This window comes from Variovorax paradoxus, assembly GCF_040544635.1.
GTDB lineage: Bacteria > Pseudomonadota > Gammaproteobacteria > Burkholderiales > Burkholderiaceae_C > Variovorax > Variovorax paradoxus_R.
Map to the genome: position 1 here is coordinate 169445 of NZ_JBEPKJ010000006.1, position 13267 is coordinate 182711.

Genomic DNA, 13267 nt, shown 5'->3' on the forward strand with positions numbered 1-13267 from the left:
CTTGGCACGTGTCTGAATGCCGTGCGCCGGATCGGGCCTTTTCTCACGGGGCCGGAGGGCTCTTACGCGGTTCTTTCGATGAGCCATCCGGTGGCCCCCGACGCCAGCGCCTGGACCGTGGCGATAGAGCGTGCCCGTGAGGGCGTTTCCGATCTGGTGTCGGCCACCTTCGCTCCCACGATTCGGGGCGGCTGCGACGTCGTCTACGAAGTCGTCCAAGTATGGCGCATGTCGTGCCAGGACTATGCACTGAAGGCCGGGTCTGCAGCCGGCAGCGTTCCCGTCATCGGACAGCGCATCGGCGTGCTGGCGGCAAGCCCGACAAGTCATGTGTACCTGATGCGCACGGCCGGCGGGTGCACCAGCGTCACGAAGGAATACCTGTTGCTCTGAGGGAGCCGCGCGGATCCGGCGGCTCGCACCCTTCGCGGCGTTCTAGCGCGTTGGCGGATTCAGGATGACTGGCGGCGGCGGTGCCGAAGGCATCGTCGGTGCTGGCGGATTGAACGGCGGCACCGGCACCGGCGGCACCACGGGAATGGGGGGCGGAGTGACCGGCACCGTTGTCGAAGGCGAAGTCTGGAGGCGCTCGCCGGGCGATGGCGGCGAAGCCGTGCTTCCGTTCTTCGCCAGCGTCGCGTTGATCGCGTTCATGTCTTCCACGGTCAGCGTGCCGTTGGCCTGTCGCAGCTTCAGGTTGCCCAGCAGCACGTTGTAGCGCGCCTGCGCGAGATCGCGCTTGGTCTGGAACAGCTGGCTCTGCGAGTTGAGCACGTCGATGTTGATGCGCACGCCCACCTGGTAGCCCAGCCGGTTGGCATCGAGCGCGCTCTGGCTCGAGGCCTCGGCGGCTTCGAGCGCCTTCACCTGGCCCGCGCCGGACACCAGCCCCAGATAGGCCGCGCGCGTGGCCTGCGCCACGCTGCGGCGGGTGCCGTCGAGCACGCTGCGCGACTGGTCTTCGAGCGCCAGCGTTTCCTTGATGCGGTTCTCGGTGGCAAAGCCGGCGAAGAGCGGCAGGTTGAACACCACGCCCACCGACGCGGCATCGATGCGCGTGCCCACGGTGCTGGTGCTGGTGCCGTGCGGATTGCGCGTGATGTTGTAGCCCAGGTTGGCGTCCAGCGTGGGCTTGTGGCCGGCCTCGGCCTTGCGGATTTCCAGGCCGGCCACGTCGAGGCCGAGCCGCGCCTGGCGGATGGAGGGGTGCACTTCTTCGGCCTGGGCCACCCAGGCTTCGATATTGGCCGGCATGGCCGTGGGCAGCACCACAGGCTGCGAGAGCGGCACCGGCACGCTGCCGGGGCGGCCGACCAGTTGGTCGAGGATGATCTTCTTGACCTGCAGGTCGTTCTCGGCGGCAATTTCCTGCGCAATGACGAGGTCGTAGCGCGCCTGGGCTTCACGCGTGTCGGTGATGGTCGAAGTGCCGACCTCGAAATTGCGCTTGGCCGATGCGAGCTGCTCGGCCACCGCCACCTTTTGCGCGCGCACCAGCGCCAGGCTGTCCTGGCTGGCGAGCACGTCGAAGTACGCCTGGCTCACGCGGACGATCAGGTCCTGCTCGGCTGCGGTGAGCACCGCTTCGGCAATCTCGGCCTGGCGCTTGCCTTGCTCGTAGGTGGCCCAGTTGGCGGGCCGGTAGATCGGCTGCGTGGCGTTGATGCCGACGTTCTGCGTGGTGAAGTCGCGCGGCGTGCTCGTACCGCGGCCGGCGCCGGTGAGCGTGTCGATGTCGAGGTTGTTGCGCGTGGCGCCGGCCGTGAGCCCCACGGCGGGAAGAATGCCCGCCTTGGCCTGCGCGGCGCGCGCCACGCTCGCGTCGTACTGGGCCCGCGCACCCTGGTAGGTGGCGTCGAAGCCGCGTGCGGATTCGTAGAGTTCGTTCAGTGTCTGGCCTTGGGCCGGCAGTGCGAGCAGGGTGGCAAAGAGACTTGCGAGCGCTGCGGAAAGAGGCGAAAGCCTGGGCCTGGAAGGCATTGAACGTCCTTGAAGAAAGAATCAGTAGCGCGGCACGGCGGGGTCGTGCTGTGCGGACCAGGCGTCGATGCCGCCGGCCACGTTGGCCAGCTCTGCAAAGCCGTTCTGGCTCAGGAAAGCCGCCACGCGCTGGCTGCGCGCGCCGTGATGGCACAGGCATGCAATGCGCTGGCCCTCGTCGAGTTCGGAAAGCCGGGCCGGAATTTCGTTCATCGGGATGGCGACCAGCGTGAAGCCTTGGGGCGCGACGCTCGCCGTCTGCAGCTCCCACGGCTCGCGCACGTCGAGCAGCACGGGCGCCGCACCGGGGTTTTGGGCAAACCAGGCTGCCAGATCGGCGGGGCGGACTTGATCGATCATTCGAGGGTGCCCGTTCAGAACGAGAAGCGCGAGGGCTCGGGGAAATTGAGCAGCCGCGGCGCCACCGTGTCCCACGGCTGGATGGTGTCCCACTTGCTTTCGCTGCTGCGGGTGACGAAGTGCGCGCGCATCATCGGTTCGTCGCCCACGATGGCGGCAAGGCGGCCGCCCACCTTGAGGGAGCCGAGCAGGTTCTGCGGAATGCGGGCGACGGAACCGCTGAGCACGATCACGTCGAAGCTCGGGCCGCTCGGCAGCGGCACGGCGCCGTCGGCGTTGCGCACCTCGACATTGGCGACGCCGTTCTGGCGCAGCGTTTCGGCGGCGCGGGCGGCCAGCACGGGGTCGATTTCGAGCGACAGCACCTGCGCTGCGCGATGGGCGAGCAGGGCGGCCATGAAGCCAGACCCGGTACCGATCTCGAGCACCGACTCGTGCTTTTGCACATGCAGGTCTTGCAGCATGCGTGCCTCGACCTTGGGCGAGAGCATGACCTGGCCGGGAACGGAGCCATCGCCCAGGGGGAGCTCCATGTCGAAGAAAGCCAGCGCGCGATGCGCGGGCGGCACGTAGTCTTCACGCCGGATGGCAGCCAGCAGGTCGAGAATTTCAAGGTCCAGCACATCCCAGGGCCGGATCTGCTGCTCGATCATGTTGAAGCGCAAGCGCTCGAGGGTGGGGGTCGGGTTCATTGGGGCTTTTCCTTGTGGGGCTCAGGACAAACCTTCAATTTTAGGTCTCGCCGCGCCCGCCCGCGGAAGCCGGGCCGTCCATGCACGCTTCATGCCGCGGCCTCCGGGCGACGGGTGAGGCCGTAAAGCACGGTCTCGGCCTGGGTGGCAATGTACTTTTCAGGGTCGAGCGCGGTGTCTTCGTCGACGCACACCATGGCCGAGTGCTTCCACAGCATCAGGAAGACCATGGGCGCCACCACCGAGTAGATGGCGTGGTCGATGTCGACCGGCGCGAACTCGCCCTTGTCGATGCCCCGCTGCAGGATGCGCCGCAACAGCGAATGGCCCGGCCGGATCACTTCCTTGCGATAGAACTCCGCCAGATCGGGAAAATTGGCGCCTTCGCTCATCATGAGCTTGGTGAGGCCCGAGGCCTTGGTCATGCCGACCCGCTCCCACCAGACGCGCATGCAATAGCGCAGCATGTCCGCCGAGGTGCCCTCGAAGGTCTCGAACTCCTCGTTCCATTCGGAAAACCGGCCGCTGAGGTTTTCGACCACCACGGCCTTGAAGAGCTCTTCCTTGCTCGGAAAATAAAGAAAAAGCGTGCCCTTGGAGACCCCCGCACGCGCCGCAACTTCCTCGGCGCGGGTGGCGGCAAAGCCTTTTTCGACGAAAAGATCGAGCGCCGCCGCCAGCAGTTCGCCGGGGCGCGCTTCCTTGCGGCGCTCGCGTTTGGAGCGCACCGGGCAGATCTTGTCGACAAAGGAACGGGGGGAGGGCATGAGATTAATGACTCGCGGGTTAGTAATGTAGTGACCAGCATCCGGCCCGTCAAGCCGCGACAATATCGGGTTCGCTTTTTTCCTACCTGCCGGAGCAGCCCATGTCTTCCTCATCGTCGCAAACCGAAACCATCGTGCTCGGTGGGGGCTGCTTCTGGTGCACCGAGGCCGTGTTCGACCGCGTGCAGGGCGTGCTGGACGTGGAGTCGGGTTATTGCAACGGCCAGGTGGTCAACCCGACCTATGAGCAGGTCTGCACTGGCCGCACCGGCCACGCCGAAGTCGTCAAGCTGGAATTCGACCCCGCAGAGATCAGCCTGCGCGAGATCCTCGAAATTTTCTTCGTGGTGCACGACCCCACGACGCTCAACCGCCAAGGCAACGATGTCGGTACGCAGTACCGCAGCGGCATCTATTTCGCGAACGAAGCCCAGAAGCAGGTGGCCGAAGAGGTCATCCGCGAAATAGAAGCCAGCAAGACCTACAGCGCTCCCGTCGTCACCGAGGTGGCGCCGCTCGCCAACTATTCGACCGCCGAGGCCTACCACCAGGACTACTTCCTGAACAACCCGAACCAGGGCTACTGCGCTTTCGTGGTCGGCCCCAAGGTCGAGAAGTTCCAGAAGACCTTTGCCTCGCGTGTCAAGAAGGCCTGATCAAGGCCCGACCCGATTGTTCAAGGCCCCGTTTCCCGTGCACATCATCGCCAGCCAGGTTCCGCATCGGTCGATCTTGTCGACCCGCGCGATCGCCATCGCGCTGGTGATTGCGCTGTGGTTCGCGGGCACGCTGGGGCTGATTCACCGGTCGCTGCACGTGACCGGTCTTGCGCAGGCAACGGCAGCCGCGCAGGTCGGCCATCATGACGATTCGGGCGGGCACGCATCGCACGTGTCTCACGGCATTGCCAGCCTGTTCGGCGATCACACCGATGCCGAATGCCGGCTGTACGACCAGCTGTCGCACGGCTCGGGCGCATTGGGCGTTCCCATGGTGGTGTTGCCGGTGCTGCTGCCGTCGGCCACCTTTGCCTATCTCCAGGGCGAGGCCATCGCCCGCTGGGTTGCGCTGTTCGACGCGCGCGGCCCGCCTTCCACTCGCTGAATCCCTCCGTGTTCCGGTGTGCCGCACCCGCGCTTTGCGGGTGGCGGCAGATCGTCCCTTGATTCAACGAGTGCTCTTTCATGATTCCCAATTTCCGTCGCAACGCTATCGGCGCTGCCGTTCTTTCGCTGGCTTCTTTCGCGGCCATGGCCCAGGCGCAGCCGCAGCCGGCCCCACAGGCGCAACCGGCCGAAGCGGCCGCGGCCACCCTGCCTGAGATTGCCGTCACCGGCAATCCGCTGGGCGCGGCCGACCTCATCGCACCCACCACCACGCTCTCGGGCGAAAAGCTCCTGATGCGCTCCGAATCGACGCTCGGCGAAACCCTCAACAACGTGCCCGGCGTGAGCAGCAGCTACTTCGGCCCCAATGCGAGCCGGCCGATCATCCGCGGCCAGGACGGCGACCGCATTCGCATCCTGCAGAACGGCGGCGGCGCTCCCGATGCTTCGGCGCTGAGCTACGACCACGCCGTGCCGGTGGATGCGCTGGTCACCGACCGCATCGAAGTGCTGCGCGGTCCCTCCGCGCTGCAGTACGGCGGCAGCGCCGTGGGCGGCGTGGTCAACGTGATCGACAACCGCATTCCGACCGAGCCGATCAACGGCTTCGGCGGCCGTGCCGACCTGGGCTTTTCCTCCGGCAACAAGGAAAAGAGCGGCGGCGTGGTGCTCGAGGGCGGCAACGACCGCTTCGCGCTGCACGTCGATGCGTTCAACCGCGACTCCAAGGATGCCTCGGTGCCCATCGACCTGGAATGCAGCAAGCCTGGGCGTCCCTCGCTGGCCCGCAAGATCTGCAATTCGGCCAACGAGGCGCACGGCGGCGCGGTGGGCGGCACGCTGTTTTTCGATCGGGGCTGGATCGGCGCCTCGGCCAGCACCTATCGCAGCAACTACGGCACCGTGGCCGAGGACGACGTGACCATCGGCATGAAGTCCGACCGCTATGCGATCGAAGGCGAATGGCGCCCGGGCGGCATCATCAGCAGCGTTCACGCCAAGCTCAGCCACACCGACTACCGCCACACGGAGTTCGAAGGCGGCGAGGCCGGCACCACGTTCTCGAACATGAGCAACGACCTGCGCATCGAGGCTCGCCACCGGAAGATCGGCAACTTCGAAGGCCTGGTCGGTTTCAGCAGCGAAACCAACCGCTTCGCCGCGGACGGTTCGGAAGCCTTTGCGCCGCACAGCCGCACGCGTTCCAACGCACTGTTCATGTACGAAGAACTGGGCACCTCCTGGGGCCGGCTGAGCTTCGGCGCGCGCACCGAGAAGGTTCGCGTCACTTCGCTCGGCTACCCGGACGATCCGACGGTGACGCGCTTTGCCGTTGGCGAACGCACGTTCAATCCGCACAGTGCGGCGCTGGGTGCGCTGGTGAACCTGACGCCGCAATGGCAGCTCACCTCGAACCTGGCCTATACCGAGCGGGCACCGAAAGACTACGAGCTGCTCGCCAACGGCCCGCACGTGGCAACGGCTGCCTGGGAGGTCGGCAATCCGAACCTCGACAAGGAAAAGTCGACCGGCTTCGACCTGGGCGCGCAATGGAAGTCGGGTGCCAACACCGCGCGGGTCAACGCCTATGTCACGCGCTTTCGCAACTACATCGGCCTGACGGCTTCGGGCCGCACGCTCGACGAAGAAGGCCAGGTGGTGACCGATCCCGAGGCGACCGACACCTTGGCCGAGTACGCCTACAACGGCGTGCGCGCGCGTTTCACCGGCATCGAGGCGAGTGGCAACCTGCGCCTGTTGGGCACCGACGGTTTCGCGCGGATGGCCGATGCCTCGACGCTCGACCTGGAATGGCGCGGCGACATCGTGCGGGCCAAGAACCTCGACACCGGCGAGCCGCTGCCGCGCATTGCACCGTTGCGCCTGGGCGCCACGCTGGCCTATGGCAACGGCCCTTGGGGCGCGCGCCTGGGCTTCGACTACAACGCGGCGCAGCGCCGGGTGCCTAGCGTGGGCGCGCGCGAGACCGACTCTTACACGCTGTGGAATGCCGCCGTCACTTATCGGATGAAGGTGCAGCGCGCCAACCTCACCTGGTATGCGCGCATCGACAACATCACGAACAAGCTGGCCTACAGCCCGACGTCGATCCTGACGACAACGGTGTACCCGAACGCGCCGCTGCCGGGACGTTCGCTGAAGGTCGGCCTGCGCGTGACGTTCTGAAGACGTGAAGGCAGCCGAGCCCGCTCTTCTCCTCGTGGAGGAGCGGGTGGGGTGAACGGAATGCACCCTCGGCTATCCTCGACGGGGTGAACCCGTTCGTCATTTCTTCGTTGCTGCCCGTCGTCGTCCTGATCGCAGCAGGCTACCTGGCCGGCCGACGCCGCTGGATCGGCGGCAACGCCGTCAAGGATCTTTCCAACCTGATCTTCCTGCTGCTTGCGCCAGCATTGCTGTTTCGCGCGATGAGCACGGTGCATGTGGAAGAGCTGAGCCTCAAGCCCGTGGCGGCATATTTCATCGCCTCGGGCCTGTTGTTCGCGGGCACCCTGGCGCTGCGCGGATTCAACCGCACGGCCGCGGTCCTTGCCTTGGCCAATACCTACAGCAACACCGTGATGATCGGCATCGTGCTGGTCGGCCTCGCCTATGGCGAGCAGGGCATGGTGGTGCTGCTCACGCTGATCTCGCTGCATTCGCTGGTGCTCTTGACGAGCGCCACGGTAGTGCTCGAACTGGCCGTGGCGCGCGAGCACGCGGGCGGGAGCGGGGATGCGAAGCGCTCCATGTCGGGCACCGTGTTGCGGGCGCTGCGCAACGCCATCATCCACCCCGTGCCGCTGCCGATCATCGCGGGACTGCTGTTCGCGCAGACGGGGCTCGTGATGCCCGAGTTCCTCGACAAGCCGATCATGCTGCTCGGGCAGGCGTTCGGCCCGGTGGCGCTCGTGATGGTGGGCATCACGCTGGCGTTGACGCCCATCGGGCGGCACTGGCGCGGCGCCATGGTGCAGTCGCTGGTGAAGAACCTGCTGCATCCGCTGCTCGTGGCCGGCATCGGCTGGCTGCTGGGCGTGCGCGGCATTCCGCTCACCGTGATGGTGGTGGCGGCGGCGCTGCCCATCGGCGCCAACGTCTTTCTCTTTTCGCAGCGCTACCGCACGGCCGAAAACATGGTGACGGCCAGCGTCGCGGTGTCGACAGTGCTCGCGCTGGCCACGCTCACGCTGGTGATGACCCTGGTGCAGTGGCTTCCTTGAAGCTTTCGTAGCCTTTCGGGCTATCGAAGCAGCGGACGTCCCGCAACGGGGCGCCTATGCCGTTCGGCAGGGTGGCCGTTTGGCGAGATGGCGAGCGGCGCCTGTCGCTCTACATTTGCCGGCTGATGATTTACCAGGCGCGGTTTTCGCCGTTTTCCGCCATGGCGCCGATCGCGATGGTGGTCGCGCTGTGCTGTGCCGCCCTGCCGGCGACGGCCGATACGAAGCCGTGCAGAACGCCGTGCCTTTCGGCCGGCGTGCCGCGGGAGTCGGCCCCAGCGTCGCCGCCGGCAGCCAAGCCGGCCGAGCCCAGGCCGGCGCCTGTTGCGGCAACGCGGCCAGGCCCTAAGCCCAGGCCGCAGGCAGTGGCCGTGGCTGTACAGCCGCCGTCCCCGCCGGTACCGGAAGTGGAGAAGGCCGCGGCCCCCAAAAGGCCGCCGCTCTCCAGGCGCTGCAGCGAAATCAACATGCGCGCAGCGGTGGGCGAGCCGCTGTCGGATGAAGACATGAAGATCTTGAGGAGCCAATGCTGATGATGAAGACCACCCATCCCATCGGGACCACGCTGCGCGTGTTCGCACTGTGCGCCGCGGTGCTCTGCGCTGCGTGCGCGCATCGGCCGGCGCCGGGCAACGCCATGCCTTTCGATCAGGCCGTCAACCAGGCCGTGGACGACCTGATCGTGCAGACGCAGAAGCTCCCGGCCTTTCTCGCCAAGGTGGAGTCGACCATCAAGCAGAGCCGCATCGTGATCGACCCGCTGCTCGAAGGCTCGAGCGGCCAGCAGACCGAGGTGACGCGGGTGGCCGAGCAGCGCATCGTCCAGCGCATGCAGTCGCAGTTCAAGCAGTTCACCGTCACGCCGTTCAACAACGCCGAGATCGAGCGTGCGCAGTACGTGCTGAACGGCACGCTGGTGCGCGACAAGGATGCGGCCGAAGGGCGCTATCGCCTGAACCTGGCACTGACTGAAATCAAGAGCGGGGTGGTCATTGCGCAATCGGTGGCGCGCGTCAGCGATGCGACGCTCGACACGCGGCCGACGGCCTTCTTTCGCGACAGCCCGGTGAACGGCAAGGACCGCGGCGTGGAAGGCTATATCCGCACCGCCGAAACGCAGCCCGGGCAAGCCGCCGATGCGTTGTACCTGGAGCGCCTGCCGACTTCGACCGTGCTGCAGGAAGCCACCGCGGCTTACGAAGCGGGCCGCATGAGCGAAGCGCTCAGCCGTTACGAAGCCGCCTCGCGCCGGCCCGATGGCCAGCAGCTGCGCATCTACAGCGGCCTGTACCTCACGCAAGCGCATCTAGGCCGCGCGGCCGATGCGGAAAAAACCTTCGGCACCCTTGCGCGGCTTGGGCTGGAAACCAACAACCTGAGCGTGAAGTTCCTGTTCAAGCCCGGCTCGACCGACTTCCTGGCCGACCCGAAGATCAGCGCCGCCTACCCGATGTGGCTGCGGCAGATCGCGCGCCAGGCCGCGCAGATCGATTCATGCGTGGTGGTCACGGGCCACACGAGCCGCACCGGTTCGGAGTCGGTCAACGAGCGCCTGTCGCTTCAGCGCGCCGTGAGCGTGAAGACCCGGCTGGTGGGCGAGGCGCCGCCGCTGTCGAGAAAGCTGCGCGAATCCGGCATGGGGTTTCGCGAGAACATCGTGGGCACGGGGGCGGACGATGCAAGCGATGCGCTCGACCGCCGCGTCGAATTCAAGGTCGCAGCCTGCGAGGCTTGACGAAGCTCAGGGCGCGAGGCGTTCACGCACCCAGCCGCCGCCTTCGAACCGGTAGCGCAGCCGGTCGTGCAGCCGGCTCTTGCGGCCTTGCCAGAATTCCCAGCGATCAGGCACGAGCCGGTAGCCGCCCCAATGCGGCGGGCGCGGAGGCGAGAGCAGGTGCTTGGCGGCGGCCATGGCGGCGTTCTTCACCAGCACGTCGCGGCCGCTGATCACTTCGCTTTGCGGGCTGGCCCAGGCGCCGATGCGCGAGTCGAGCGGACGGCTGGCAAAGTAGGCATCGCTTTCTTCGGCGCTGGCTTTTTCCACGCGGCCCTCGATGCGCACCACGCGTTCGAGTTCGACCCAATGGAACTGCAAGGCCGCATAAGGATTGCCCGAGAGTTCGCGCCCCTTGCGGCTTTCGTAGTTGGTGTACCAGACGATGCCGCGCGCGTCGTAGCCCTTGATGAGCACGATGCGGCTCGAAGGCCGCAAGTCGCTGCCCACGGTGCACAGAGTCATGGCGTTGGGCTCCGGCACCTGGGCGCCGATGGCTTCGCCGAGCCAGCGTTCGAACTGCTTCAGCGGATCGTCGGCGCTGTGGGTTTCGCCGAGTTCGGCCCGCTCGTAGCTCTTGCGCAGCGCGGCCAACGTTTCGTTGGTTGGAGAAGAGGTCATGCCGACATTGTTGCGCATGCATTGCCGAACGCCATTCCGCGGACATACTCGGCCCATGGCGACAAAGGCGAATTCTGCGTTGGTGATCGTGCTGGCTTCGGGCCGGGGCGAGCGTTTCATTGCGGCGGGCGGCGTGGGCTCCAAGCTGCAAGCGCTGCTTGCGGGCAAGCCGCTGCTCGAACGCACGCTGGACGCCGTCCGCGCCAGCGGCCTGCCATGGCGCCTTGAAGATGCCGGCCACCCGGGTATGGGCGATTCGATTGCCGCCGCGGTGCGCGCCACGCCCGACGCCGCCGGCTGGTTGATCCTGCCGGGCGACTTGCCGCTGGTGCGCCCCGAAACATTGCGCGCGGTGGCGGGGGCGCTCTCCGGCCGCGTATGCGCGGCGCAGCCGCAATACAAGGGCGAGCGTGGCCACCCCGTGGGCTTTGCGGCGGGATGCCGCGCGCAGCTCGCGGCGCTGCAGGGAAACTTCGGCGCGGCGTCCATCCTGAAGGCGATGCGCGCCATCGATGCGGTTGCCGACCTTGTGGTGGACGACGTCGGCATCGTGACCGACATCGACACGCCCGAGGCGCTGGCGCGCGCCGAGGTCCTGTGGCGGGAGCGCTCGGCGACTTCGGCTAGCTAACCGATCAACGCCGCGCAATCACCGCGCACGCGGTGCGCGGGCCGGAATTGCCGGCCGGCTGGGTCGTGAAATCGTCGCGATCGCGGTGCACGACGAGCGTGCGGCCCACCACGTTGTTGGGGGCGCCTTCGGTCAGCGAGATCGAATGAACGTCGACGCGAAAGCGCGCCACGCCGCTGGCGTCCGCCACGAGACTCGGAAGTTCGCCGGCATGACTGCCCGGGGCGCTGAACTTGCCGTGCGTGCCGCCCGCCGGATTGAAGTGGCCGCCCGAGGCGTTGCCGTTGTCGGCGCAGTCGCCCTTTTCATGGATGTGGAAACCGTGCTCGCTGCCAGGTGCCAGGCCGCGCACTTCGCCGGCCACGCGCACACCATGGTCCAGCGCGGTGAAGGTCACCGTGCCGCGTGTGGGGTTGGGCGAGATTGCCGTGGTGGGCATCAGTTCGGCGGCCGCGCTCGGCTTGCCGCCCATCATGCCGCCGCAGGCTGAAAGCAGGGCGCTGGCGAGAAGGGCGGTGCCGGAGGCGATCGAAAGACGATGGTTCATGGTTTTTTGGACGGTCCAGAGGATTGTTGGAAAGAAAAAGAAGGGGAAGAAGTTTTCTTGTCCGGAGACCCCGGAACATATACCGGAGCGGAGGGTGCGCCGCAATCGGCCACCGTCCCGGATTGCTCTTGTTGTTCCCGCTGCTCCTGTCGCTCCAGCTGTTCTTGCTTCTCGTGCGCCAGCGCCACCAGCCGCGCCAGCGCCGCATCGTGGATCGAATGCCGGCGCAGTTCCAGCAGGGTCTGGCGGGCGTAGTCGAGCGAGCTGCCGTAGCGGCCCACGGCGTGGGTGAAGATGTGGCGGTAGCGGTCGTCGCTGAGTTCGCCCGTGAAATTGGGGCTGCGCCTCGAGAGCGTGAAGGCAAGCGCACGCACGGGCCCTTCAGGCGTGGTGCACTTCAGCCACTTGGGGTCGTACACGCCGGTCGGCATTTCGCGCAGCCAGAGCCTGCGCAAGGTTTCAAGGCCGTGGGCCGCCGGCACCCGGAACACCATGCCGCGGCAACTGCCGCCCGACAGCAGGCCGAAAACGAGGCCGGGCGTCTGCACGCTGCCGCGGTTGATGCGGCTCCACATCTTCAAGGCGCGATGCCAGCCGTGCACCCAGGCAAAGCGCCGCTCGGCAAAGTCGAACTCGGGGCGCCATATGAGCGAGCCGTAGCCGAAGAGCCAAAGATCCTCGCGGCCACCCCAATCGGCGATGGCCTGTTCGAGCATCGGCTGCGGGTCGCGCAACGGCCGGAGCATCGGGTCCCACCCCGGCGGTCCGGGATCGGGGCCCGGGCCCGAAGGACCGGAGCCTACAATTTGGCGATCATGGTTCACCGCACCATTATTTACCGACCGCTTCCCTACGGAGTACTACGACCCATGAATGAAGACGACAGCCAGCAGAAATTTGCCCTCGGGTTTCTCGTGATACTGATTGCGCTGGTGATCTCCTTCGTACTGGGCGTTGCGTTCTGGCACAAGGGCAAGAACTCGGCAACAAAGGCCAGGCCCGCCGTTGCGGTTGCAGCGGCCCCCGCGGCGCCGGCGCCCACCACCACCGTGGCCGAGGTCACCGAAACGGTCACTGTCGTGATTCCCGACGGGGCCAGCATTCGCGTGGCCGACGGCGTGGTGAACTTCTATTTCGCAACTGGCAGCGCAGATCTCGCACCGGGTGCCGCGGAGGCGCTGGCTGCCGTCATCAAGGGCGTGGAGAGCGGGCGCAAGGCCGTGGTGTCGGGCTTTCATGACACCACCGGCGATGCGGCCATCAACGAGCAACTCGCCAAGAAACGCGCCGAGATGGTCCGTGACGTGCTGGTAGGCCTGGGTGTGCCGGCCGGCAAGGTCGATCTGCAAAGGCCCGCCGTCACCGCAGGTTCAGGCAACAACGCCGAGGCGCGCCGCGTCGAGGTCAAGCTCATCGATTGAGCACCGTTGGCTCAAGTTGGCGCGCGGATGTAAATTCGTATTGCCGGGGTGGCCGTTTTCGATCGGCCTTGTTCTGCTGTCTTGGTACCATTGACTTCCAAGTCGAAGGTCGCAAAAGTGACAGTGGCCAGTTGCCGGCAGCGC

General features: G+C 66.5%; 16 protein-coding genes. 8 read left to right on the plus strand and 8 right to left on the minus strand.

Annotated elements, in window-relative coordinates; translation table 11 throughout:
* Positions 1–78: 78 nt before the first annotated feature.
* Positions 79–393: a hypothetical protein gene (locus ABIC94_RS12235; RefSeq protein WP_354373271.1), complete on the plus strand. Its 315-nt coding sequence runs from the start codon at positions 79–81 to the stop codon at positions 391–393.
* 42 nt (positions 394–435) lie between these two features.
* On the opposite strand, the gene ABIC94_RS12240 is transcribed toward ABIC94_RS12235, so the two are convergent.
* The 4 genes from ABIC94_RS12240 to ABIC94_RS12255 all read right to left on the minus strand — a co-directional run bounded on the left by ABIC94_RS12240 (position 436) and on the right by ABIC94_RS12255 (position 3799).
* A complete protein-coding gene (locus tag ABIC94_RS12240) occupies positions 436–1980 on the minus strand; it encodes a TolC family outer membrane protein (RefSeq protein ID WP_354373272.1) in 1545 nt (514 codons plus the stop codon).
* 21 nt (positions 1981–2001) lie between these two features.
* Entirely contained in the window at positions 2002–2340 is a 339-nt protein-coding gene (locus ABIC94_RS12245; protein WP_354373273.1) for a rhodanese-like domain-containing protein, read from the minus strand.
* 14 nt (positions 2341–2354) lie between these two features.
* Complete coding sequence (locus tag ABIC94_RS12250; protein WP_354373274.1) at positions 2355–3032, minus strand: protein-L-isoaspartate O-methyltransferase family protein; 678 nt, start codon at positions 3030–3032, stop codon at positions 2355–2357.
* An 89-nt stretch (positions 3033–3121) separates the two neighbouring features.
* The gene (locus ABIC94_RS12255; protein ID WP_354373275.1) at positions 3122–3799 is read right to left on the minus strand and encodes a TetR/AcrR family transcriptional regulator; all 678 of its coding nucleotides are present in this window, start codon (positions 3797–3799) and stop codon (positions 3122–3124) included.
* 101 nt (positions 3800–3900) lie between these two features.
* Between ABIC94_RS12255 and msrA the strand changes: the two genes are divergently transcribed.
* The 4 genes from msrA (at position 3901) to ABIC94_RS12275 (ending at position 8129) form a co-directional block, all read left to right on the plus strand.
* Positions 3901–4455, plus strand: coding sequence for a peptide-methionine (S)-S-oxide reductase MsrA (gene msrA, locus ABIC94_RS12260; RefSeq protein ID WP_354373276.1), 555 nt, complete (start codon positions 3901–3903; stop codon positions 4453–4455).
* A gap of 37 nt (positions 4456–4492) precedes the next feature.
* The gene (locus ABIC94_RS12265; RefSeq protein ID WP_354373277.1) at positions 4493–4903 is read left to right on the plus strand and encodes a hypothetical protein; all 411 of its coding nucleotides are present in this window, start codon (positions 4493–4495) and stop codon (positions 4901–4903) included.
* An 80-nt stretch (positions 4904–4983) separates the two neighbouring features.
* Entirely contained in the window at positions 4984–7092 is a 2109-nt protein-coding gene (locus tag ABIC94_RS12270) for a TonB-dependent receptor (protein WP_354373278.1), read from the plus strand.
* An 86-nt stretch (positions 7093–7178) separates the two neighbouring features.
* Positions 7179–8129 carry an AEC family transporter gene (locus tag ABIC94_RS12275; RefSeq protein WP_354373279.1) on the plus strand — a complete coding sequence of 317 codons (951 nt, stop codon included), beginning with the start codon at positions 7179–7181 and terminating at the stop codon, positions 8127–8129.
* 130 nt (positions 8130–8259) lie between these two features.
* On the opposite strand, the gene ABIC94_RS12280 is transcribed toward ABIC94_RS12275, so the two are convergent.
* Positions 8260–8637 carry a hypothetical protein gene (locus tag ABIC94_RS12280; RefSeq protein WP_354373280.1) on the minus strand — a complete coding sequence of 126 codons (378 nt, stop codon included), beginning with the start codon at positions 8635–8637 and terminating at the stop codon, positions 8260–8262.
* A 24-nt stretch (positions 8638–8661) separates the two neighbouring features.
* On the opposite strand from ABIC94_RS12280, the gene ABIC94_RS12285 reads away from it, so the two are divergent.
* Positions 8662–9864, plus strand: coding sequence for an OmpA family protein (locus tag ABIC94_RS12285; RefSeq protein ID WP_354373281.1), 1203 nt, complete (start codon positions 8662–8664; stop codon positions 9862–9864).
* Between the two features lie 6 nt (positions 9865–9870).
* Here ABIC94_RS12285 and pdxH read toward each other — a convergent pair whose 3' ends face one another.
* Positions 9871–10542 carry a pyridoxamine 5'-phosphate oxidase gene (gene pdxH, locus ABIC94_RS12290; RefSeq protein WP_354373282.1) on the minus strand — a complete coding sequence of 224 codons (672 nt, stop codon included), beginning with the start codon at positions 10540–10542 and terminating at the stop codon, positions 9871–9873.
* Between the two features lie 37 nt (positions 10543–10579).
* Between pdxH and ABIC94_RS12295 the strand changes: the two genes are divergently transcribed.
* Complete coding sequence (locus tag ABIC94_RS12295; protein ID WP_354373283.1) at positions 10580–11155, plus strand: nucleotidyltransferase family protein; 576 nt, start codon at positions 10580–10582, stop codon at positions 11153–11155.
* Positions 11156–11159: 4 nt separating this feature from the next.
* Here the strand turns inward: ABIC94_RS12295 and ABIC94_RS12300 are convergent, their stop codons facing one another.
* Positions 11160–11702 carry a superoxide dismutase family protein gene (locus tag ABIC94_RS12300; RefSeq protein ID WP_354373284.1) on the minus strand — a complete coding sequence of 181 codons (543 nt, stop codon included), beginning with the start codon at positions 11700–11702 and terminating at the stop codon, positions 11160–11162.
* The gene (locus ABIC94_RS12305) at positions 11699–12448 is read right to left on the minus strand and encodes a gamma-glutamylcyclotransferase (RefSeq protein ID WP_354373285.1); all 750 of its coding nucleotides are present in this window, start codon (positions 12446–12448) and stop codon (positions 11699–11701) included. The genes ABIC94_RS12300 and ABIC94_RS12305 overlap by 4 nt, the downstream gene beginning before the upstream one ends.
* A 123-nt stretch (positions 12449–12571) precedes the next feature.
* On the opposite strand from ABIC94_RS12305, the gene ABIC94_RS12310 reads away from it, so the two are divergent.
* The gene (locus ABIC94_RS12310; RefSeq protein WP_354373286.1) at positions 12572–13123 is read left to right on the plus strand and encodes an OmpA family protein; all 552 of its coding nucleotides are present in this window, start codon (positions 12572–12574) and stop codon (positions 13121–13123) included.
* Positions 13124–13267: the final 144 nt, after the last annotated feature.